The following is a 20,751-nucleotide window of genomic DNA, read 5'->3' as shown; positions in this document are numbered from 1 at the left end:
ATACTAGTGTCATTTCAACACGGGAGGAGGGAAATTGTGACGATTGGAGAAATTATAGATGGTTTAAATAGACGTGAACCCATCGCTATTATAGCAAAGCGTCTTGAAATAAGCCCGTATACATTATCGAAGAAATTAAGATTGATTGGATACGAATATGATGGAGAGCAGAAGAAACGTATTTTTGTAGGAGATGGAGAAGAACCACGTCACTTACAACTCCAAGAAGCGACCGCCCTTCAATATGAGAAAACAGATTATCAATTGTTAATTTATGAGCAATTACAAAGCATTTATGAATTATTAAGAAAAAGAGAAGAAGTAATTGTACCAATTATGAGTAAAAGTACAGAGAAGAAGAGACGAACCTTTTCTATTAATACAGAAATATTATCACAATTGGACCTTATATCAGAATCGAAAGGAATTCAAAAATCTAAACTTGTAGAAGAGGCGTTGCACCAATTTTTACAGCAATATGAAGTTGACAAAACATCACATTTTGATAACTAAAGAAAAGGATACTATGTTCATTGGAAGAACGAGTATCCTTTTTATGATGTATATTACGTATAAAATAGAGGATCAGTATAAATCCTTTATGGCGTGAAAAATGAAATTTATTATTAGAGAAACACTTAATTTACTTTTTGAATTCTTCCATCAATAACTGGCTGAATTGGTTCTTTTAATTGTTTTACGTAATCGACTAACGCTTCAAAGTCGTTTGGACCAGTTTCTGCATTTTTACCATTTTTAAATGATACGAATCCGTCACCGCCAGAAGCTAAGAAGGCATTTGCAACTACGCTATACGTTGTAGATGGAGATAATTCTTCTCCGTTTGTTAAACGTATATTTGTAACTTTTTCACCGTTTGGTTTATTTGCATCCCACGTATATTGAATACCTGAAATTTGAAGCATTCTTGTTGTTCCTTTTTGCCATTGCTGATTTAAAATATCGCGAATGTCTTGACCTGTTAAATCTACTTTAATTAATTGATTTCCAAAAGGTTGAATGCCGTATAACTCACCCCACGTAATATCACCAGCATCTAAGTCATTACGAATGCCACCAGGATTCATGAGGGCGATTTGAGTTTGCATCGTTTGACGCTGAGCATCGGCAACTAAATTTCCAAGAGTGGACTCACCAGCATCATTTTGTTTACGGTCGATAGGTGCTGTAGATTTTCCGACTACTTCATTTACAAGTGGTGCAATTTTTTCTTTATATTGATCTAGTTTTTTCTTTACTTGTTTATCAGGTTCTACACCTTCATGATACGTTGTAACAACTTCAGCTTTTTTCTTTACAATATCCTTTGTTTTACGATCAATTGTTACATCCACGTCTGAGAAAGCCGTTCCGTATGAATTTGCTTGGACAATTAGTTTATTATTTACTGTACCATTTACATACGTATGACTATGTCCACCGAAAATAACATCAACTTCTGGGTCTGTTTCATTTGCAATTCGAGTAAGATCGCCATTTGTTACCCCAGACTCATCGGTTGTTCCACCGACATGAGCAAGAACGACGATAGATTTAACGCCGAGACGTTTTAATTGTTGTGTTGATTTATTAATTGCTTCTACTTCATCAGTAATTTGTACATTGTTAAGCATCGTAGGCATAACGACATTTGGTGTATCAGTTGTAACAACCCCAATGAATCCTACAGGAACACCATCTACCATTTTTACAGTAAACGGTGGTAAAAATAAGCGGCCAGTTGATTTGTTGTAGAAGTTAGCAGCTACATAGGGGAAGTTAGCCCCTTTGAAATTCCCTGTTTTTTCATGATATCCACCGTAAATGAGGCGTTGCATTTCATCAATACCTTCATCAAATTCATGGTTTCCGATTGTACCGACATCAAATTTTAAGTCATTTAAAAATTCAATTGTCGGTTCATCTTGTAATAATGCTGAAACTGGTGGACTAGCTCCGACGATATCACCAGCATGTACGAGAAGTGTATTAGGGTTTTGTTTTTTACGTTCTTTTAAATAAGTAGCTAAGTAATCAGCGCCACCAGCTTCTTTATTATTGATTTTTTTAACAGTATCTAGTTGTCCATGGAAATCATTAATACCAAGCATTTGTACGTCTATGTAGCGGTTTTGTTCAGTTGGATTCTGAGATGGGGGAGCGGCAAATACGCTTGAAAAAGTAATGGTGCTTAAAACAGCAACGGCAGGAATAATTTTTTTCCACATAATATAATTCTCCTTTTTTTATAATCTGACATCATACGACATAATTTTAATAGATTCATAGGATTATAGCTACATAAAAATTTAGTCTTTTCGAAAAATTAACATATTTACAAAAAGTGAATAATAGAGTGAAGACCTTTTTTTATTGTCGATTTCATCGTGTATCTACTATAATGGAGAAAAAAGTAAAAGGTGAGTAGCATGAAGAAAAAGAAACAAAGACAAATACAAAGACAATCACAAGTGAATCAACCGAAGAAAGAAACACTTACATTAGGCGATCAATTAAATGATTCAATCATGCAACAATTAAAGAGTAAGAAGAAAGAGTTGCAAGTGAGGGAAGAGGAAAAAGAGGCAGCTGAACTGGAAAGAAAGCGCCAAGAACAAAAAGAACGTGAAAAGAATAAATCATTTGAAGAACTGCTAAGTGAAAGTAACCTTACTTGGAAAGACTTTAAATAATAAAAAATGATCAGTGGTATTTCACTGATCATTTTTTGACGAGCTTGTAAGAAAAGGGGAGTTAGAATGAGAAAAATTATCGTTGTTCCACATGAAAACCATTGGAGTGAAAAATTTCAAATGGAGGCTGAAAGATTAAAAACAGCGATGCCAGAAACGGTGAAAATTCATCATATTGGAAGTACGTCAGTGCCCGGACTGGCAGCTAAACCTATTATTGATATGATCATGGAAGTAGAAAATATCGAAAGAGTAGATGGGTGGAATGAACGATTTATAGAGCTTGGTTACATCGTAAAAGGGGAAAATGGTATTTCAAGACGCCGATATTTTATTCATGGAACTGAAGAAAAACGTTCGTATCATTTACACGTGTTTGAAAAAGGAAATCCAGAGATTGTAAGGCATTTAGCGTTTCGTGATTATATGATGGCTCATTGTGAAGAAGCAGAGGCATATGCAACCTTAAAGAGAGAATTAGCCGAAAAGTATACATATGATGGCACGTTATATACAGAAGGGAAAAATGAGTTTGTGCGCAATGTGGATGAAAAAGCGAAAGAATGGAGAGAAAATAACTTAAATGAATGAGTTCACGTTATTTTTTAGCTATATAAAAGTGTTATGTAAACTGTACGTATGTTTTGACTTTTGGGATGAATCTTGTTGAAATAAAGTTGTGGCTTATAAAAAATGTAACAATGAAAGGGAGACGACTGTGCATATTCCAACAACTACACTTCATAATGGCGTGAAAATGCCGATGATTGGTCTAGGCGTATATAAAGCGAAAGAAGGAGACGAAGTAAAGCAAGCAGTAAAAACAGCGTTAGAAGTTGGATACCGTTCGATTGATACAGCAACTGTATATGAAAATGAAAGCGGTGTCGGAGAGGCGATACGTGAATCAGGAATTCCAAGAGAAGATCTATTTATTACAACAAAAGTATGGAACGACGATCAAGGATATGAGGAGACACTCGAGGCATTTGAAAAGAGTTTAAAAAAATTACAAATGGACTATGTAGATTTATATTTAATACATTGGCCGGTAAGAGGGAAGTATGTTGATACGTACCGAGCTTTGGAAAAATTGTATGAAGAAGGTAAAGTGCACGCGATTGGTGTTTCTAATTTTCATAAACATCATTTAGAACTATTATTACCAAATTGCAAAGTGAAGCCGATGGTAAACCAAGTGGAACTTCATCCGATGTTGACGCAATTTGAGTTGCGCAATTATTGTCAAGATGAGCAAATTCAAATGGAAGCATGGAGTCCGTTAATGAGGGGCGGAGAAGTATTCCAGCATCCAATCATTCAGGCTATTGCTAACAAATATGAAAAAACACCTGCACAAGTTATATTAAGGTGGGATATTCAAAGCGGGATTGTTACAATTCCTAAATCTGTTACACCATCTCGTATTAAAGAAAACTTTACTATTTTTGATTTTGCACTAACTGAAGAAGAGATACGTCAAATTAACACGTTGAATCGTGATTTACATGTAGGAACGAATCCTGATAAATATGATACGTTATAAAAAAGACTGTCTCCTAATACTGGAGACAGTCTTCTATTTATCGGTAATTCGATATTTTTAACGATGCAAAGCATATGTGTCATATTTAACAATCTTTTGAAGTTGTATATATTCTTCTTTCGTTAAAGGTAACTGTTGGCTAGCTCGTATATTTTCCTGTAATTGTTGAAGCGAGCTTGCACCAGGTATAACAGCTGCAACAGTCTTATTATGTAAGCAATATTGAATAGCTGTTCCTGTTAAAGAGCGTTCTCCAATCGTTTCTTTTACACTCGCTAGAGTTGTATGTAATTCATCGTAAGAATAAGAGAGATAATCCTTTTCCTTTACTCTTTCTATTTTTCTTGCATTGTTGTCAGTTAAAATTCCTTTTGCAAGTGGCCCGCGGGCAATGACGCTAATTTGGTGTTCATTCAGAAGGGGGAACCATTCTTCAGGGCGACGATTTAAAAGGCTATATTCCATTAGTACACTAACGATGTTTGAGCGTTTTGCATACTCACGAACGACATTTGGGCGTATAGAAGAAATACCGTAATGGCGAATAATACCTTCCTTTTTCAATTCTTCAAAAGCTTCAATTGTTTCATCTATTGGATCTTCAATCGTTCCGCCATGAAGTTGGTAAAGGTCAATATAATCAGTTTGAAGTCTACGTAAACTTTCCTTTACTTCAGTCTTTATGTAAGCTTTAGAAGGATCCCAAGACCAGCCATTTTTTTCTTCTGTCCAACGATTTCCAACCTTCGTTGTAAGTACAATTTGGTCTCTTCTTCCCTTCAAGGCTTTTCCAACAAATTCTTCATTTAATCCGTAATCATATAAATCTGCTGTATCAAAAAAATTAATTCCTAAATCGATCGCTTCATCGATAATATGCATAGCTTCTGTTTCAGATGTACCGAGAGACATACAGCCAAGGCCCATTTCTGTAACAAACAAATCTGAGTTTCCTAATTGACGTTTTTTCATAGGTCAACCTCCTTACCTTTATTGTACGAGAGGGAAAAGAGGTTGACAAACGTTTACTTTTCGCTGTGCATTAACTGCCCGTAAAAGCATGATTAATGTTTCACTTTATTTGCTGTAATCCACTCTTGTACAGTTGTATACTCTTTGCTATATTGCTTTAGCTTATGGCGAATTTGCCATGCTTTTCCGACTAAAGTGACGCGATTTGGTAAAATATAAACTTTCATTTCTATCACGCTCCTTTCAATGTGGTAAAATGTATGAGGAAAGAATAGGAAATAGAACAGGGAGATGAAGTAGTATGAGTAATCTTGCAGAGAGAACAGTAAAAACTGAGCCGATTTTTGATGGTAGAGTTATAAAAGTTCGTGTTGATGATGTAGTATTACCAAATGGAGCAATGAGTAAACGTGAAATTGTAAATCACCCTGGTGCAGTTGCTATTATTGCTATTACTGATGAGGGGAAAATTGTGCTTGTTGAGCAGTATCGTAAAGCGCTTGAAAAGGCGATTATAGAAATTCCGGCTGGTAAGTTAGAACCTGGTGAAAAACCTGAGGTAACAGCAGTTCGTGAATTAGAAGAGGAAACAGGATATGTATGTGAAAATATGGAGCTCATTACTTCTTTCTATACATCTCCAGGATTCGCAGATGAAATTTTATATGTATATAAAGCGACAGGTTTGACAAAAAAAGAAAATAAAGCTGAGTTAGATGAAGATGAGTTTGTGGAATTAATGGAAGTATCGTTAGAAGAAGCGATTACTCTTATGAAAGATCTTCGTATTCATGATGCGAAGACGATGTTTGCAGTACAATATTTACAACTACAAAAATAAACACTCGCCAAAGGCGAGTGTTTTTTAATTGATTTTTGCATATACACGTGCATCACGTAAGCTACCATCTGGTGCTAGGAAATCATTTTCCATTGTGCCTTCTAGAATGAATTCTAGACGTTCTGCTAAGCTACATGCATTTATATTTGTTGCATCAGTACGAATTTCAATTCTTCTAGCGCCTAGTTTATCAAAGGCGAACTGAATTGCACCTTTAACAGCTTCGGTCATATAGCCTTGTTTTGTATAGGCACTATGTAGCCAGAAGTGAAGTGAAAACTTTGGAATATCCCAGTTTTCAGGCTTTAGTGTAATTGCTCCGATGAATGTACCAGATACTTTATCGTATAAGTGAAAATCAAGTGTTTCACGAAGTAAAAACTGTCCGTGAGCTTCGCGAACAATTTCTTCAGCACTCTCTTCTGTTTCAGCGTTAATTGGTATCCACGGTACTAAGTCTTCTAGAGAAGCTTGGATTGCTTCATATACTTCTGCACCATCACCTGGAAATGGTTTACGAACTTGCAAGCGTTCAGTTTGAAATAATGTTGGAAAATCTAATAATAATGGTTTCAAGAGAAATCCCTCCTATTCTCTACTTTTTAGTTTAGCAAAGTAGAGCGGAATTTCAATGTTAATTCGTCATACTTTTTTCTTTCTTTCATACATTTTTAATAAGAGTGTGAACGGAGGGAAGAAAAATGTGGCGAAAAAATTGGCAAGACCGTGTAATGTCTCACATACAGGAAAACTCTTCATTATATATATTTAACGCCGTTTTATTATTGATGGGAGTAATATTCGGAGCTATTCTGGTGAATAGTTTACAAATCAATCAAAAACAAGATTTATCATTTTATTTACAACGTTTTTTTGGACAAGTCTCTAAAGGAGAATTTGCCATTGCGGGCGAAATGTTTCGAGAAAGTTACTTTTCGCAATTAAAATACATCGGATTTATTTGGATTTTAGGGATTTCAATTATTGGATTACCACTTATTTTTATTTTATTATTTGTAAAAGGAGTTGTCGTTGGATTTACAGTTGGTTTTTTAGTAAGTCAGCATGGATGGAATGGATTATTATTAGCATTTGTATCTGTTTTGCCACAAAATTTAATTATCATTCCAGTCTTTCTCGTTATGACAACTATTGCTGCAAGTTTTTCTTTACGGATGATTAGGCATCAATTTATTAGAAAAATAACCGAGCCACTATTACCATTATTAATCCGTTATACATGCTTCTTTCTCGTAATTGGAGTGGTGTTAGCACTTGCTTCTAGTGTGGAGGCTTACGCATCACCAGTTTTAATGAAAGAAGTCGTTGAGGCTATTAATAAAAAATAAATACTTTTTGAGAATAATTATCAATTTGTTTTTATTGTTTTTTTCTTTTGACAGAAGCCCTTCTTCTGATATAATGGTGTAAGAGTGGCGAGGAGGGAGTAGTACCGAATGGAAGAAAGAATTGAACGAATTAAGAAGCAATTACATGCAGCGAGCTACAAATTAACACCGCAACGTGAAGCAACAGTTCGTGTGCTGCTAGAAAATGAAGAAGATCATTTAAGCGCAGAAGATGTTTACCTCCTTGTAAAAGAAAAGTCGCCAGAGATCGGATTAGCAACCGTCTATCGAACTTTAGAACTATTATCTGAGTTAAAAGTTGTCGATAAGATTAACTTCGGAGACGGTGTTTCACGCTATGACTTACGCCAAGAAGGTGCGCAGCGTTTCCACCATCATTTGATTTGTACACAATGTGGTGCTGTACAAGAAATACAAGAAGATTTACTTGGTGAAGTGGAAAGGAAAGTAGAACGAGACTGGAGCTTTAAGGTGAAAGATCATCGTTTAACATTCCATGGGATTTGTAAAAATTGTCAAGAAAATGAAACGGATGAAAAATAACCTTTTCCTATTTATCTAGGAAGAGGTTTTTTATTTGAATAAGGTATAAATTGGTGAAAGCTTGGCATATGTTGTAATAACTTATATTTTGGAGGAATTTACAATGCGCCGAGCTTTAAAATTAACTTTTGATGGAATAAAAGTATTTTTATTATTTACAAGTTGTACGATTTTGTTTTATTTCGCTATACTATGGATAAATGAAGAATATGAAAGCTATCATCGTTATGAAAAACCTAAAGAAGAGACTGTAGAAAAAGTATCAGGGAATGAAGAACCGGCAAAGGATGCTTTCGTAAATAGAATGATGTTTTTCTATGAAAATGGGGAGTAGTGTAGAGTGGAAGATCAATTAAAAGATTTTATTCATTATATGGTTGTCGAAAAAGGATTAGCAAAGAATACAGTAGTATCTTATGAACGGGATTTAAAAAGCTACGTAAAGTATTTGCAAAATGTGGAACAGACGAAAACTTTTCATGAAGTGACCCGTTTACACATTGTTAATTTTTTGCAGTATTTAAAAGAGAACGGAAAATCTTCGAAAACATTGGCGCGTCATATCGCATCAATTCGTTCGTTCCACCAATTTTTACTTCGTGAACGAGCGGTAGAACACGACCCATCCGTACATATTGAAACGCCACAAGGGGAACGGAAATTACCAAAAGTATTATCAGTTGATGAAGTAGAGGCGTTACTTCAAACACCAAAAATGACAAGTGCTTTTGGGATTCGTGATAAGGCGATGCTAGAGTTACTGTATGCGACAGGACTTCGTGTTTCAGAATTGATTGCACTCAATTTAGAAGATGTACATTTAACGATGGGATTTGTTCGTTGCATAGGGAAAGGGAATAAAGAAAGAATTATTCCACTAGGAAGTTTAGCAACGGAAGCGATTCAAAAGTATATTGAAAAAGGAAGAAGAGAATTAATGGGGAAAAAAGTAGTAGATGCACTCTTTTTAAACCATCATGGTAATCGTTTATCAAGACAAGGATTTTGGAAAATATTAAAACGATTAGCGAAAGAAGCAAATATTGAAAAAGAGCTTACACCTCATACGTTGCGTCACTCGTTTGCTACGCACTTATTAGAAAATGGAGCAGATTTACGTGCTGTACAAGAAATGCTTGGACATGCAGATATTTCAACGACTCAAATCTATACGCACGTTTCAAAAACTAGATTAAAAGATGTATATAAACAGTTTCATCCGAGAGCATAGTTACTATGCTCTTTTTTCATAGATTAAGAGGGGAAGACCGCTTCACAGAAACTTCACAAACATTTCGTATATTGTTTTCAGCAGAAGACTGGAATATTACAATGTATTTCCTCTATACTAAATAGAGTATAAAGGAGGAAATGATGATGAAAAAACTGATTATAACTTTATTTATCGCGATGCTAGCGTTGGCTGGCTGTAATACAAACAAAGAAGAACCGAAAAAAGAAAAGAAACTTGAAAGTGTAAACGTAGCAATTCAAACGAATCCGAAAGAAATTAAACCTGGTGAAAAAACAGAAGTACAAGCACTTGTTACACAAGGAAAAGAAAGAGTAACCGATGCCGATGATGTAAAGTTTGAAATTTGGAAAGATGGCGACGAGAAGCACGAGATGTTAGATGGTAAGCATAAAGGAAAAGGTGTTTATGCAGTAGAGAAAACATTTGAAACTGACGGAGTATATCATATTATTCCTCATACAAATGCACGTGATATGCACGTTATGCCAGAACATAAAGTTGCTGTAGGAAATGCGAAAGTAGAAGATGCAAAAAAAGAAAATAGTGATCACAGTGCAGGACATGGAGATCATAAAAGTGACACAATGATCCATCTTATGGCTGGAGACATAAAGGCAAATGCTGAATCTACAATGAAAGTTCATTTAAAGCAAAAAGAAGAAGCATTAACTGGTGCTGAAGTACAACTAGAGATTTGGAAAGATGGTGTTGAAAAACACGAATTTATTCCAGCGAAAGAAGGAAATAAAGGAGAGTATGAAACGAAACATACTTTCAAAGAGAACGGTGCTTACAAAGTGAAAGTACATGTAAGAAAAGGCGAATTGCATGAACATAAAGAAGAAACAATAGAAGTAAAATAAAAAGTAGCTCTTTAGAGCTACTTTTTATTTTTAATATGAAGAAATAAATCATAAAAAAATTAGCACTTCGTTGCAGAATGGATTACAATAGAAGTGTGAAGAAAATGAGAAATTCTACGAAAATGTATTAAAAAGAAAGCGTAAACATGTTATGATATCAGTATCAGATGTCTGACATCTGACTTAGAAAAAACTAGAAATGTTTTTGAATCGTTTCAAGTAAACGAAATAGGTTAGAAAATGATTTAAAGAAGTACTGTTTGACAATGAGAATTCTTTTTGATAACAGTTTCACTTTATAGCGTTTTGAACATACTACAAGAAGTAGAACTGAACTTATAGGAGGGCGCAGTTATGAATAAATATAAACGTATATTCCTAGTCGTAATGGACTCTGTGGGAATCGGTGAAGCACCAGATGCTGAGCAATTTGGTGATTTAGGATCTGACACAATTGGTCACATTGCTGAACATATGAATGGGTTACAAATGCCTAACATGGTGAAATTAGGTCTTGGTAACATTCGAGAAATGAAAGGTATCTCTAAAGTAGAGAAACCACTTGGATATTACACAAAAATGCAAGAGAAATCTACTGGTAAAGATACAATGACAGGTCACTGGGAAATCATGGGCCTTTACATTGATACACCATTCCAAGTGTTCCCGGAAGGATTCCCGAAAGAATTACTTGATGAATTAGAAGAAAAAACAGGCCGTAAAATTATCGGTAATAAGCCAGCTTCTGGAACTGAGATTCTTGATGAACTTGGTCAAGAGCAAATGGAAACAGGCTCTTTAATCGTTTATACTTCTGCTGATAGCGTATTGCAAATTGCAGCACACGAAGAAGTAGTGCCACTTGATGAGTTATATAAAATCTGTAAAATTGCACGTGAATTAACATTAGATGAGAAATACATGGTAGGTCGTGTTATTGCTCGTCCATTCGTTGGTGAACCTGGAAACTTTACACGTACACCAAACCGTCATGACTATGCATTAAAACCATTCGGCCGTACAGTAATGAATGAATTAAAAGATAGTGACTACGATGTAATTGCTATTGGTAAAATCTCTGATATTTATGATGGTGAAGGGGTAACTGAATCACTTCGTACGAAGTCTAACATGGATGGAATGGATAAGCTTGTAGATACATTAAATATGGACTTTACAGGTCTTAGCTTCTTAAACTTAGTTGACTTTGATGCATTATTCGGCCACCGCCGTGATCCACAAGGATACGGAGAAGCTCTGCAAGAATATGATGCACGTCTTCCAGAAGTATTCGCAAAACTAAAAGAAGATGATCTATTATTAATTACAGCAGACCACGGTAATGATCCAATTCACCCTGGTACTGACCATACACGTGAATATGTACCATTATTGGCATATAGCCCAAGCATGAAAGAAGGCGGACAAGAATTACCACTTCGTCAAACATTTGCTGATATTGGTGCAACAGTAGCAGAAAACTTCGGTGTGAAAATGCCAGAATACGGAACAAGCTTCTTAAACGAGCTAAAGAAATAGGGGGATAAACAAATGAATCGTGAACTTATTACAAAATCAGCTTCATACTTAAAAGAGAAATTTCAAGAGACACCACAAGTAGGACTAATCCTTGGATCAGGACTAGGTGTATTAGCAGACGAAATTGAGAACGCAGTAACAGTACCTTACAGTGAAATCCCTGAATTCCCAGTATCAACTGTAGAAGGCCATGCAGGTCAACTAGTATTTGGTACACTTCAAGGTGTAACAGTAGTAGCAATGCAAGGACGTTTCCACTTCTATGAAGGATACGACATGCAAAAAGTAACATTCCCAGTTCGTGTTATGAAAGAACTAGGTGTAGAAACAGTAGTTGTAACAAACGCAGCTGGTGGTGTAAATACATCATTTGAGCCAGGCGATCTTATGTTAATTTCAGACCACATTAACTTCATGGGTACGAATCCATTAATCGGACCAAATGATTCTGAAATGGGCGTACGTTTCCCTGATATGTCTACGTCATATACGGTAGAACTTCGCGAAATGGCGAAACAAGTTGCAGCAGACTTAAATATTAAAGTACAAGAAGGTGTATACGTAGGAATGACAGGTCCTGTATATGAAACACCTGCTGAAATTCGTATGCTTCGTACACTTGGCGGAGATGCAGTTGGTATGTCAACAGTACCTGAAGTAATTGTAGCGCGTCATGCTGGTATGAAAGTGTTAGGTATTTCTTGTATTTCAAATATGGCAGCTGGTATTTTAGATCAACCACTTCACCACGATGAAGTAATTGAAACGACAGAACGTGTTAAAGCTAACTTCTTAGCATTAGTAAAAGCAATCGTAAAACAAATGAAGGGGTGACTTCACAATGAGAATGGTGGACCTAATTGCAAAAAAACGTGACGGACATGCATTAACGACAGAAGAAATTAACTTTATTGTTGAAGGATATACGAATGGTGATATTCCTGATTATCAAGTAAGTTCACTTGCAATGGCAATTTTCTTCCAAGATATGAACGATCAAGAGCGTGCCGATTTAACGATGGCAATGGTAAATAGCGGTGATACAATCGACTTATCAGCTATTGAAGGTGTAAAAGTAGATAAGCATTCAACAGGTGGTGTTGGTGATACAACGACACTTGTATTAGGTCCATTAGTAGCCGCTTTAGATGTACCAGTAGCGAAAATGTCTGGACGCGGTTTAGGACATACTGGTGGTACAATTGATAAATTAGAAGCAGTTCCAGGATTCCATGTGGAAATTGAAAACGATGAATTCATGCGTCTTGTAAATGAAAACAAAATCGCTGTTATCGGTCAAAGTGGTAACTTAACACCTGCTGATAAAAAGCTATATGCACTTCGTGATGTGACAGCAACAGTAAACTCAATTCCGCTTATTGCAAGTTCGATTATGAGTAAAAAAATTGCTGCTGGTGCAGATGCAATTGTTCTTGATGTAAAAACTGGAGCAGGTGCATTTATGAAAACGGATGAAGATGCAAAACGTTTAGCAGAAGCAATGGTACGTATCGGTAATAACGTTGGTCGTAACACGATGGCAGTTATTTCTGATATGAGTCAACCACTCGGTGAAGCTATCGGTAACGCATTAGAAGTTCAAGAAGCAATTGATACATTACAAGGTAAAGGGCCGAAAGATTTAGAAGAGCTATGTTTAACACTTGGAAGTCAAATGGTGTACCTTGCTGGACAAGCTTCATCTTTAGAAGATGCACGTGAAAAGCTAATTGAAGTAATGAACAACGGAAAAGCGCTAGAATCATTTAAAACGTTCTTATCAGCGCAAGGCGGCGACGCATCTGTTGTTGATGACCCTTCTAAATTGCCACAAGCACAATTTAAAATTGAAGTGGAAGCGAAAGAAGACGGATATGTATCAGAAATCGTTGCAGACGAAATCGGAACAGCAGCAATGCTTTTAGGAGCAGGACGTGCAACGAAAGAGTCTGAAATTGATTTAGCAGTTGGTCTAATGCTGCGCAAAAAAGTAGGCGATAGCGTGAAGCAAGGTGAATCTCTCGTTACAATTTACGCAAACCGCGAAAATGTTGAAGATGTAAAAGCGAAAATTTATGAGAACATGAAGATCTCTAAAGAACACGTAGATGCACCAACTTTAGTACACGGTATCGTAACGAAGTAATAAAAAAAAGCTGAGGAGATTTCTCCTTGGCTTTTTTTACTATTTTTTGTTTATAATAATAATGGGTGAAATTATGATTAGAATTTGTGCAGTAACAAAAACAGATGAAGTATTATATGATGTTTCTCTAGAAGAAACAAAGAAAGACCATATTGTATGGTATTGGCTAGATTTATATAAGCCAACGAAAGAAGAGTATACATATATTCTGCAAGACCATTTTAAGTTCCATCCCCTTGCAATTGAAGACTGTATAGAATATGTACAGAGGCCAAAAGTTGATTTTTATGATGGATATAACTTTTTAGTACTTCATGCATTTGGGGAAGATGGACTAGAACCGCACGAAATCGATTTATTTATTAGTGATCGTTATATTGTTTCTTTCCACTTTTCTCATAACAATGCAATCGAAAGAGTATGGAAAACACTTGGAGAAAAGAAGCGTATTAAAAATAGTCCTTTACACGTAGCTCATACAATTATCGACCAAATTGTAGATGACTATTTTGCGCCTGTATATTACATTGAGGATCATTTAAATGCAATTGATGATAATTTAACGGGGGAGACAGCAGGAAGTGTATTAGAAGAGGTATTTGATATACGTACAGATTTATCAAAGCTAAGGCGTACAATTATTCCGATGCGTGATTTATTATATCGTATTTTAAATTCGACTCGTTTTTACGGTATAAGCGATCATGAAATTTACTTTAAAGATATACATGATCATTTGCTTAAACTAACAGAAATGATTGAGGCAAGCCGAGAGTTAACAGCAGATATTCGGGATAGTTATTTTTCATTAAACTCACATCATATGAATAACATTATGAAAACATTAACTGTATTCTCGACTATTTTCATGCCATTAACATTTATTGCGGGAGTATATGGAATGAACTTTACGCATATGCCAGAGCTTGGTGGACAATATAGTTATTTTATTTGTCTACTTATTATGGCACTAATTGGCGGCGGAATGATGGCCTGGTTTTATAAAAAAGGATGGTTTAAGTAAAAAAACACCGAGGATTTCCTCGGTGTTTTTTTTAACCAATAGCATGTAATACAAACATAGCTAAGAATAAGCATGTAATGATATACATAGATGGTGCGACTTCTTTACGCTTTCCAAGAGCAACTTTTAAGATAGGGTAAGCAATAAATCCGAACGCAATGCCATCAGCGATACTATATGTGAGCGGGATCATAACGATAATTAAGAATGCTGGAAATCCTTCTGAAAAGTCATTCAGAGGAATTTGTTGAATGCTTGTAATCATCAGACCGCCAATAATAATTAAGATTGGTGCAATGGCACTATCAGGAATTAATTTGACAAATGGAAGAGCAAACAGTGATGCAAAGAATAGCAACCCAGTAACGATAGACGTCAGACCTGTCTTACCACCTGCAGTAATACCTGCGGCACTTTCTACTGTTGAAACGGTAGGACTTGTGCCAAATAGACCACATGTCATTGCTGAAATTGCATTGGCTTGGTAAGCACGTGGGAATTTACGATCATCTTCTAATAAACCGTGCAGAAGTCCCATGTTCTCAAAGATAAGCACCATGCTTAAAGAGAATGTTGCAATCCAAAATGGTAAGGAAGAAAGTTTCCCAAATGACATAGCTCCAAACACATCACCGTAATTAGCGAATGAGAATGAACTACTTCCCACTTGACTCGTATCCACAAGACCAAATAGCCAGGCGATACCAGTTCCTATTGCAATCGTCCATAAAAAGTTTCCACGTACGTTACGAATAAATAATACAAGTGCAATGATAAGAGTAAGTAATGTCGCAAGAACGACAGGATTACTTAATTTCCCCATTGCCACAGCAGTATTTGGGTTCGAAACGACTAAACCACCTTTTTGCAATCCGATAAACGCTAAAAATAATCCGATGCCGACAGTAATCGCTTCCTTTAATGACTTTGGAATTGATACTGATAGCACGCGAGCGATTGGTGTAAAAGCGGCAATTGCAAAAATAATACCAGAGATAAAGACAGCAGCCAATGCTTCTTGCCAAGTTAGTCCAAGCGTATGCACAGCTGTGTACGTGAAGAATGCATTTACACCCATACCCGGGACAAGAATAGCAGGTGCATTTGCCCAAAATGCCATGAGTAGACATCCGACAAATGAACTAAAAACAGTTGCTAAAATTCCAGCTTCAAGAGGAATACCAGCATCTGATAAGATTGACGCATTTACAATCATAATATATACGATTGTGAAAAATGACGTAACTCCAGCTAATACTTCTTGTTTTGGTGATGTTTCGTGTAAACCTAATTTAAATGTTCTTTCAAGTATTCCTTTCATGTTAAACCTTCTTTTTCATATCCCTCTCCCACCCGTGATATCTCTTATGTAAGAGCTCACCGTTCTTTATTATATCAGAACATCATGTTTTTACAACAAGTAAAATGATAACGTTTACTTGTAAAGAGAATTCGTTATAAATACGTAAAAATAGCCCGTATGGATGAAATGATTTCTAATTCACCCGATTGAATGGGAGGGGCTGCTTGCGCATGTAAAGTAGCATAAGACGTAACCTCCCGTGGTAATTGGGCAGATTCTTCAACGAATGAGAGGGGAACAGGATTAATATTTAAATTATATGTACTCGCAATAGCACGAGCTTTTTCTACTGCTTGGTGCAGAGCTTGAATGAGAGCTTGCTCATAATATTTATTTGGATGAGATACTCGGAAACGTAAACCTTTTGCTACATTTGCGCCATTTGAAACGGCTATATCATATACTTCCCCAGCTTTTTGTACATTTAAAACGGTAATTTCATACAAATGCTCCACGCGGTATCCTTGTAGCAATGCTTTATCATTTACATATTCGTATTGAGGAGTAATTGTATAAGAAATCGTTTCTATATCTTTATCGGCAATACCAAGCTGTTTAAGTGCATCCAGCAATTGTTTGGATTGCACTGCATTTTCTTCTTGAGCCTGTTTTACATTTTTATCATCTGTTCGAATGCCAAGCGTTAATATAACAACATTCGGTTTTGCTTTGACAACGCCTTCGCCTTGTACAGTAATAGTAGCTTCTTTACCAGTATTAGCTGTGCGTACGTTGTGTAAATAAGGATTCATTCCACCCTGCATTTTCCATCACCATCCTTTTTATATGTATATGTGTGAACAAAAAAGAAATTTATATGAAAAAAGTTACATAAATGAGAATGTTGAGGAAAGAAAGCATGTACAACATAGGTATTTATAGATTATAATATGTGTAAATATGATAAAAAAGGGACGAGGCTATTGAACGAAAAAAGAGAAACGCTGATTTTAGATTTATCTGCATCATTTCGAAAAATGATACGTTTATTACAAAATGATATTAATACACGTTTTGCAGAACATATGCCATATAATGAATTTTCTGTATTACGTGCGTTATTTTTAAAGAGTCCACAGATGGCTTCGCAAATTGCGAGTGAAGTAAACGTAACCTCCAGTCATATTACAGCTGTTACAGATCGTCTCGTACGAAAAGGATTAGTAGAAAGAAAACGTTCTAATTCAGATCGTCGAATCGTGTATTTAGAAATTACAGAGCACGGAAGAGAAGTAACTGAAAAACTTGAAGCTGTGCGTAAAGAATATTATAAAGAGAGATTTAAAGGTTGGAGCGACCAAGAAATAGAAATGGTCTTAGAACTATTTGGCCGCGTATTATAATAAATGAGGATAGGAAGCGAAAGCATTCCTATCCTTTTTCTTTTGAATAAAAATATTTTGAAACTCCGATACTTTAATTAAAAGATCGGAGGAAAGATTATGAAATATATTGCTGCACTTACCATTTTATTTGGTGGTTTTTTCTATTTTCAAACATTTACGTACGCAGATACGCCTATCCAAGTGGTACGAAAAGAAGTGAAGTACATTGAAACCGATAATACAGTCTTATATTCGAAATTATGGGTTCGTTCTATGCAAAACGCAGTATTATTCCACCATAGCGATAATATTCGTAATCAGGACACATTACGTAATGTAACAAGTTCATCGCTTGTTAAAGCGAAACAACTATCTTTTCAGAAAGCAGCACTCTATATACCGAGACTATCGCAATACGTATCAAAAATAGGAAAAGAAAATATTCAAGTGTACTACATTGCGATTCACTATAATGTGAAAAAAGAAAATGCATATCAATTAGATGGCATGAACTATTTTCTACAAGTATTTGTGAAAGAGCGTGGGGAATGGAAAATTGCTGAAAGTGTAGTTGCACCGACAGAGCAAATTGTGCAAAATGGTGATGGATTTGGGATGAAAGAAGAGATGGTGTATGGGGATAGGAGAGAGAATGTGAAATAACCTCTTTATTTAGATAGGGACATATATAATAAAAAGCATTGCTCTTATGCAATGCCTTTTTATTTAGTTCATATAAGAGTTAAATAATTCATAACATCTTTCTTTTGTCAGCTTCTATTAATGCCATTGTTCCGTTTTTATAGTTTCACATCTATAATGCTTTTTGAAACATGTATTCATCACCTTAATGTATGTTTATTTCCCTCCAAAAGCAAACTTCAATTTTAATAGACGTGTAAAAATGAAGTAACTTATGGTAGCGAATAGGAAAAATCCAACATAATAAGACAGAAGTGCATCTCGTCCGCCTAATATTCTACCACCAAGTAGTCCGAAGCATAGAACAGTGCAAATTATGAACCATTTTTGCAAGTTAGGAAACAATAGTATTTTTCCACTTTGTTCGTTCGGTGTACGTGTGTATAGAAAGGTTGATATTGATAAAAAGGTAATGATGTAAGCAAATGGTGTTAATAGTGTCCAAGGAGAAGGTACAGAAATACGCTCCGTAGGATTGTCCTGTGATACACTGGGAAGTTTATTGCCATAGTCATCAAATGTTTCTATCGGGTGGTAATCATAAGTAATAGAAAAATATTCTAATGGTGAAATGATACCTATATGTTGTAAGTACTCATGAGTATGGTGCTCTATTTCTCCCATTGCATCTACAGACCATTGTGTGTGTGAATAAATGAATCCGGAAATTAACAATCCAAAACCGTATGGTAAAAATAATAGAATGATAGTTAAAATACTTTGAGAAAATATATGTCCAGTAAGAGTCCCGATAAATAAGGCGAATGTATAAATAGCGATAAGTACAACGGTAGCATATAGAAAGTAACTATAGAACGGAGCGAAGGTTTGATACTCATTGTGAAACGACATGTTCTTTATTCCGTACATGCTAATCCAGCAAACAATTTGTACTGTAATAATATTCAAAACACCAAGCCACCATTTTGTTAAAAAAATATCCTTTCGTTTAAAAGGCATCGAGAATAGAAAATCAGTTGATTGATTATTACGTTCCCATCCAATTAAAAGACAAGCGAGTGCAATTAGAGTAGCTCCTTGAAAGAAGACGGCACCATCAGATGTCTGAAAATAGTAGGAGTAGTAATATGCATAGTCACCAAACTTCATTTTTGATAGTTTTAGTTGCATTTGCGCTTCTTGATAATATTTATAAGGTAGTTGATATAAACTAGTTAACCAAAATAATAGAATTATATATTTTCCTTGCTTCCATTGCCTTATCCATAAAGCTTTATGAAACATGCGAATCCTCCTCAAACGTTGTGATAAAAATATCTTCGAGCGACATGGCTAATTCTTCAATGAGCAGTGGCTGTTCTTTATGAAACTTTTCTAATGTAGCTGCCACATTTCCCTCAATTAAGATTGTATATACTTTTCCTGTTTGATTTAATATTTTAATATTGCTTAAGTTTTCTAGTTTTTGAGGTAGTGAACGTTCATAAGCAACTTGTATTTTAGCAAATCGTGATTTTGCATCGTCTAGTGATGTAATAGACGAGATAGTATGGCCTTTTAATATAATAATTGTATCTGCAATTTGTTCTACTTCATCTAAATGGTGAGTGGAGATGAAAATGGTAATCTCTTTTTCTGCAACTTCTCCAACGAGAAACTGTAAAATTTTCCTTTTCACGATAGGATCAAGTCCATTTGTCGGTTCATCTAAAATGATATATTCTGCCTTTGTAGAAACGGCTAAAATGATGGCGAGCAGTGCTTTCATTCCTTTTGAATAACTACGAATTCGTTTATTTGGTAAGTTAAAACGTTCTAACAGTTCATAGAAATGTGTTTCATCAAATGCGGTATAAACTTCTTTATAAAACTTTACGATTTCTTTTATCGTATAGCCGTTCAGTATATTAGTAGAATCAGGAACATATACAATTCTTTGCTTTATTTCAGGAAACTGATGAATGTTTGTATCTTCATATGTAACAGTTCCCTCGTCTGGGTCTAAAATACCGACCATCGTTCGCAATAAAGTTGTTTTCCCCGCACCGTTTCTTCCGAGTAATCCGATGATACTCCCTCTTTGCAATGTGAAAGAAACATCGTCTAAAATTGTTTGATTATCAATTGTTTTCTTCAAGTTTGTCACTTTCAACATCCGTATTCCCTCCAATCTCTTTATAGTATGAATCTATCCAATCATGAATTTTATCTTTCGTAATACCAAGATAAGAGGCTTCTAATAGTAATTGATGAAATTGCTTTTCAACCATAGCGATTTTCCTTTCGTCTAATGTTGGGGTAATCGATTGGGATACAAATGTTCCTTTTCCTCGTAACGTTTCAATAATTCCTTGTCGCTCTAACTCTTGATACGCTTTACTCACTGTATTTGGATTTATAACGAGTAAAGAAGCGAGTTCGCGTACAGAAGGAAGTTTATCACTTGGAGCCAACATGTTTTTCAATACGAGTTCTTTTATATTTTGAACAATTTGTTCCCATATCGGAGTGTTGCTTCTTGGGTCAAGTTGAATATGCAAGAGCAATGTCTCCTTCCTCATATGTATTAAGTGTACTACTGTATGTAATACACTTAATACAATATAGG

25 protein-coding genes are annotated in these 20,751 nt (G+C 35.5%); 16 read left to right on the top strand and 9 right to left on the bottom strand.

Translation table 11 applies throughout. From position 1 onward, the window contains the following. The first annotated feature begins 36 nt into the window (after positions 1–36). Positions 37–513 (top strand): ribbon-helix-helix domain-containing protein, encoded by a 477-nt coding sequence (locus BHV55_RS20575; RefSeq protein ID WP_000151926.1) that lies wholly within the window; start codon positions 37–39, stop codon positions 511–513. Positions 514–638: 125 nt separating this feature from the next. On the opposite strand, the gene BHV55_RS20570 is transcribed toward BHV55_RS20575, so the two are convergent. After that, positions 639–2,228 (bottom strand): bifunctional metallophosphatase/5'-nucleotidase, encoded by a 1,590-nt coding sequence (locus BHV55_RS20570; RefSeq protein ID WP_070756940.1) that lies wholly within the window; start codon positions 2,226–2,228, stop codon positions 639–641. Positions 2,229–2,429: 201 nt separating this feature from the next. Here BHV55_RS20570 and BHV55_RS20565 point away from each other — a divergent pair, with 201 nt between their 5' ends. The 3 genes from BHV55_RS20565 (at position 2,430) to BHV55_RS20555 (ending at position 4,239) form a co-directional block, all read left to right on the top strand. Beyond that, positions 2,430–2,693, top strand: coding sequence for a YqkE family protein (locus BHV55_RS20565; protein ID WP_070756939.1), 264 nt, complete (start codon positions 2,430–2,432; stop codon positions 2,691–2,693). Between the two features lie 66 nt (positions 2,694–2,759). Continuing rightward, on the top strand, positions 2,760–3,284 hold the full coding sequence (locus tag BHV55_RS20560) for a GrpB family protein (protein ID WP_001226445.1): 525 nt from the start codon (positions 2,760–2,762) through the stop codon (positions 3,282–3,284). 127 nt (positions 3,285–3,411) lie between these two features. Then, on the top strand, positions 3,412–4,239 hold the full coding sequence (locus tag BHV55_RS20555; RefSeq protein ID WP_070756938.1) for an aldo/keto reductase: 828 nt from the start codon (positions 3,412–3,414) through the stop codon (positions 4,237–4,239). Between the two features lie 57 nt (positions 4,240–4,296). Here BHV55_RS20555 and BHV55_RS20550 read toward each other — a convergent pair whose 3' ends face one another. Further along, complete coding sequence (locus BHV55_RS20550; RefSeq protein WP_000747213.1) at positions 4,297–5,211, bottom strand: aldo/keto reductase; 915 nt, start codon at positions 5,209–5,211, stop codon at positions 4,297–4,299. Positions 5,212–5,303: 92 nt separating this feature from the next. Continuing rightward, positions 5,304–5,438 carry a Z-ring formation inhibitor MciZ gene (gene mciZ / locus BHV55_RS20545; protein WP_000870302.1) on the bottom strand — a complete coding sequence of 45 codons (135 nt, stop codon included), beginning with the start codon at positions 5,436–5,438 and terminating at the stop codon, positions 5,304–5,306. Positions 5,439–5,512: 74 nt separating this feature from the next. Between mciZ and BHV55_RS20540 the strand changes: the two genes are divergently transcribed. After that, on the top strand, positions 5,513–6,052 hold the full coding sequence (locus tag BHV55_RS20540; RefSeq protein WP_000067041.1) for an NUDIX hydrolase: 540 nt from the start codon (positions 5,513–5,515) through the stop codon (positions 6,050–6,052). A 24-nt stretch (positions 6,053–6,076) separates the two neighbouring features. Here BHV55_RS20540 and BHV55_RS20535 read toward each other — a convergent pair whose 3' ends face one another. Continuing rightward, a complete protein-coding gene (locus BHV55_RS20535; protein WP_000803479.1) occupies positions 6,077–6,628 on the bottom strand; it encodes a GNAT family N-acetyltransferase in 552 nt (183 codons plus the stop codon). Positions 6,629–6,783: 155 nt separating this feature from the next. On the opposite strand from BHV55_RS20535, the gene spoIIM reads away from it, so the two are divergent. The 9 genes from spoIIM (at position 6,784) to corA (ending at position 14,792) form a co-directional block, all read left to right on the top strand. Further along, positions 6,784–7,401 (top strand): stage II sporulation protein M, encoded by a 618-nt coding sequence (gene spoIIM / locus BHV55_RS20530; RefSeq protein ID WP_013142149.1) that lies wholly within the window; start codon positions 6,784–6,786, stop codon positions 7,399–7,401. A gap of 108 nt (positions 7,402–7,509) precedes the next feature. Next, positions 7,510–7,965, top strand: a complete 456-nt coding sequence (fur, locus tag BHV55_RS20525) for a ferric iron uptake transcriptional regulator (RefSeq protein WP_000392657.1) — start codon at positions 7,510–7,512, stop codon at positions 7,963–7,965. A gap of 103 nt (positions 7,966–8,068) precedes the next feature. Continuing rightward, positions 8,069–8,299 (top strand): YqzK family protein, encoded by a 231-nt coding sequence (locus tag BHV55_RS20520; RefSeq protein ID WP_001250432.1) that lies wholly within the window; start codon positions 8,069–8,071, stop codon positions 8,297–8,299. Positions 8,300–8,305: 6 nt separating this feature from the next. Then, complete coding sequence (gene xerD, locus BHV55_RS20515) at positions 8,306–9,196, top strand: site-specific tyrosine recombinase XerD (protein ID WP_000390088.1); 891 nt, start codon at positions 8,306–8,308, stop codon at positions 9,194–9,196. Between the two features lie 143 nt (positions 9,197–9,339). Next, a complete protein-coding gene (locus BHV55_RS20510) occupies positions 9,340–10,083 on the top strand; it encodes a FixH family protein (RefSeq protein ID WP_002101286.1) in 744 nt (247 codons plus the stop codon). 354 nt (positions 10,084–10,437) lie between these two features. Next, positions 10,438–11,622 (top strand): phosphopentomutase, encoded by a 1,185-nt coding sequence (gene deoB / locus BHV55_RS20505; protein ID WP_001046079.1) that lies wholly within the window; start codon positions 10,438–10,440, stop codon positions 11,620–11,622. Positions 11,623–11,634: 12 nt separating this feature from the next. Next, entirely contained in the window at positions 11,635–12,456 is an 822-nt protein-coding gene (locus BHV55_RS20500) for a purine-nucleoside phosphorylase (RefSeq protein WP_001078446.1), read from the top strand. A 7-nt stretch (positions 12,457–12,463) separates the two neighbouring features. Then, positions 12,464–13,768: a pyrimidine-nucleoside phosphorylase gene (locus BHV55_RS20495; RefSeq protein WP_001243069.1), complete on the top strand. Its 1,305-nt coding sequence runs from the start codon at positions 12,464–12,466 to the stop codon at positions 13,766–13,768. A 61-nt stretch (positions 13,769–13,829) separates the two neighbouring features. Then, positions 13,830–14,792, top strand: a complete 963-nt coding sequence (gene corA / locus BHV55_RS20490; protein ID WP_002005674.1) for a magnesium/cobalt transporter CorA — start codon at positions 13,830–13,832, stop codon at positions 14,790–14,792. 31 nt (positions 14,793–14,823) lie between these two features. Here corA and BHV55_RS20485 read toward each other — a convergent pair whose 3' ends face one another. Together BHV55_RS20485 and BHV55_RS20480 are read right to left on the bottom strand one after the other, a co-directional pair. Further along, positions 14,824–16,113, bottom strand: coding sequence for an NCS2 family permease (locus BHV55_RS20485; protein WP_000676242.1), 1,290 nt, complete (start codon positions 16,111–16,113; stop codon positions 14,824–14,826). A gap of 134 nt (positions 16,114–16,247) precedes the next feature. Then, entirely contained in the window at positions 16,248–16,919 is a 672-nt protein-coding gene (locus BHV55_RS20480) for an SIMPL domain-containing protein (protein ID WP_001161448.1), read from the bottom strand. A gap of 159 nt (positions 16,920–17,078) precedes the next feature. Here BHV55_RS20480 and BHV55_RS20475 point away from each other — a divergent pair, with 159 nt between their 5' ends. Both BHV55_RS20475 and BHV55_RS20470 read left to right on the top strand, forming a co-directional pair. Further along, positions 17,079–17,498, top strand: coding sequence for a MarR family winged helix-turn-helix transcriptional regulator (locus BHV55_RS20475; RefSeq protein ID WP_001003305.1), 420 nt, complete (start codon positions 17,079–17,081; stop codon positions 17,496–17,498). A gap of 99 nt (positions 17,499–17,597) precedes the next feature. Beyond that, the gene (locus BHV55_RS20470) at positions 17,598–18,143 is read left to right on the top strand and encodes a hypothetical protein (RefSeq protein ID WP_000873785.1); all 546 of its coding nucleotides are present in this window, start codon (positions 17,598–17,600) and stop codon (positions 18,141–18,143) included. A gap of 195 nt (positions 18,144–18,338) precedes the next feature. On the opposite strand, the gene BHV55_RS20465 is transcribed toward BHV55_RS20470, so the two are convergent. Genes BHV55_RS20465 through BHV55_RS20455 form a run of 3 tightly spaced genes read right to left on the bottom strand, consistent with a single transcriptional unit; the run spans position 18,339 to position 20,683 of the window. After that, on the bottom strand, positions 18,339–19,427 hold the full coding sequence (locus BHV55_RS20465) for an ABC-2 transporter permease (protein ID WP_070756937.1): 1,089 nt from the start codon (positions 19,425–19,427) through the stop codon (positions 18,339–18,341). Continuing rightward, positions 19,417–20,298, bottom strand: a complete 882-nt coding sequence (locus tag BHV55_RS20460) for an ABC transporter ATP-binding protein (RefSeq protein WP_044584825.1) — start codon at positions 20,296–20,298, stop codon at positions 19,417–19,419. Before BHV55_RS20460 ends, BHV55_RS20465 begins: the two co-directional genes overlap by 11 nt. Then, a complete protein-coding gene (locus BHV55_RS20455; RefSeq protein ID WP_000548027.1) occupies positions 20,264–20,683 on the bottom strand; it encodes a GntR family transcriptional regulator in 420 nt (139 codons plus the stop codon). The genes BHV55_RS20460 and BHV55_RS20455 overlap by 35 nt, the downstream gene beginning before the upstream one ends. Positions 20,684–20,751 lie beyond the last annotated feature (68 nt).

It is taken from the genome of Bacillus sp. RZ2MS9 (assembly GCF_001816185.2).
Lineage (GTDB): Bacteria > Bacillota > Bacilli > Bacillales > Bacillaceae_G > Bacillus_A > Bacillus_A cereus.
The sequence above is the reverse complement of the archived record's forward strand: the minus strand, read 5'-3'. Positions and strand labels throughout refer to the sequence as shown.

Excerpts from the sequence above, each read along its gene's own strand:
- BHV55_RS20570 (WP_070756940.1), bottom strand. The coding sequence starts at position 2,228 with ATGTGGAAAAAAATTATTCCTGCCGTTGCTGTTTTAAGCACCATTACT.
- BHV55_RS20565 (WP_070756939.1), top strand. The coding sequence starts at position 2,430 with ATGAAGAAAAAGAAACAAAGACAAATACAAAGACAATCACAAGTGAAT.
- BHV55_RS20560 (WP_001226445.1), top strand. The coding sequence starts at position 2,760 with ATGAGAAAAATTATCGTTGTTCCACATGAAAACCATTGGAGTGAAAAA.
- BHV55_RS20550 (WP_000747213.1), bottom strand. The coding sequence starts at position 5,211 with ATGAAAAAACGTCAATTAGGAAACTCAGATTTGTTTGTTACAGAAATG.
- mciZ (WP_000870302.1), bottom strand. The coding sequence starts at position 5,438 with ATGAAAGTTTATATTTTACCAAATCGCGTCACTTTAGTCGGAAAAGCA.
- BHV55_RS20540 (WP_000067041.1), top strand. The coding sequence starts at position 5,513 with ATGAGTAATCTTGCAGAGAGAACAGTAAAAACTGAGCCGATTTTTGAT.
- spoIIM (WP_013142149.1), top strand. The coding sequence starts at position 6,784 with ATGTCTCACATACAGGAAAACTCTTCATTATATATATTTAACGCCGTT.
- fur (WP_000392657.1), top strand. The coding sequence starts at position 7,510 with ATGGAAGAAAGAATTGAACGAATTAAGAAGCAATTACATGCAGCGAGC.
- BHV55_RS20520 (WP_001250432.1), top strand. The coding sequence starts at position 8,069 with ATGCGCCGAGCTTTAAAATTAACTTTTGATGGAATAAAAGTATTTTTA.
- BHV55_RS20510 (WP_002101286.1), top strand. The coding sequence starts at position 9,340 with ATGATGAAAAAACTGATTATAACTTTATTTATCGCGATGCTAGCGTTG.
- deoB (WP_001046079.1), top strand. The coding sequence starts at position 10,438 with ATGAATAAATATAAACGTATATTCCTAGTCGTAATGGACTCTGTGGGA.
- BHV55_RS20500 (WP_001078446.1), top strand. The coding sequence starts at position 11,635 with ATGAATCGTGAACTTATTACAAAATCAGCTTCATACTTAAAAGAGAAA.
- BHV55_RS20495 (WP_001243069.1), top strand. The coding sequence starts at position 12,464 with ATGAGAATGGTGGACCTAATTGCAAAAAAACGTGACGGACATGCATTA.
- corA (WP_002005674.1), top strand. The coding sequence starts at position 13,830 with ATGGGTGAAATTATGATTAGAATTTGTGCAGTAACAAAAACAGATGAA.
- BHV55_RS20485 (WP_000676242.1), bottom strand. The coding sequence starts at position 16,113 with ATGAAAGGAATACTTGAAAGAACATTTAAATTAGGTTTACACGAAACA.
- BHV55_RS20480 (WP_001161448.1), bottom strand. The coding sequence starts at position 16,919 with ATGCAGGGTGGAATGAATCCTTATTTACACAACGTACGCACAGCTAAT.
- BHV55_RS20470 (WP_000873785.1), top strand. The coding sequence starts at position 17,598 with ATGAAATATATTGCTGCACTTACCATTTTATTTGGTGGTTTTTTCTAT.
- BHV55_RS20465 (WP_070756937.1), bottom strand. The coding sequence starts at position 19,427 with ATGTTTCATAAAGCTTTATGGATAAGGCAATGGAAGCAAGGAAAATAT.
- BHV55_RS20460 (WP_044584825.1), bottom strand. The coding sequence starts at position 20,298 with ATGTTGAAAGTGACAAACTTGAAGAAAACAATTGATAATCAAACAATT.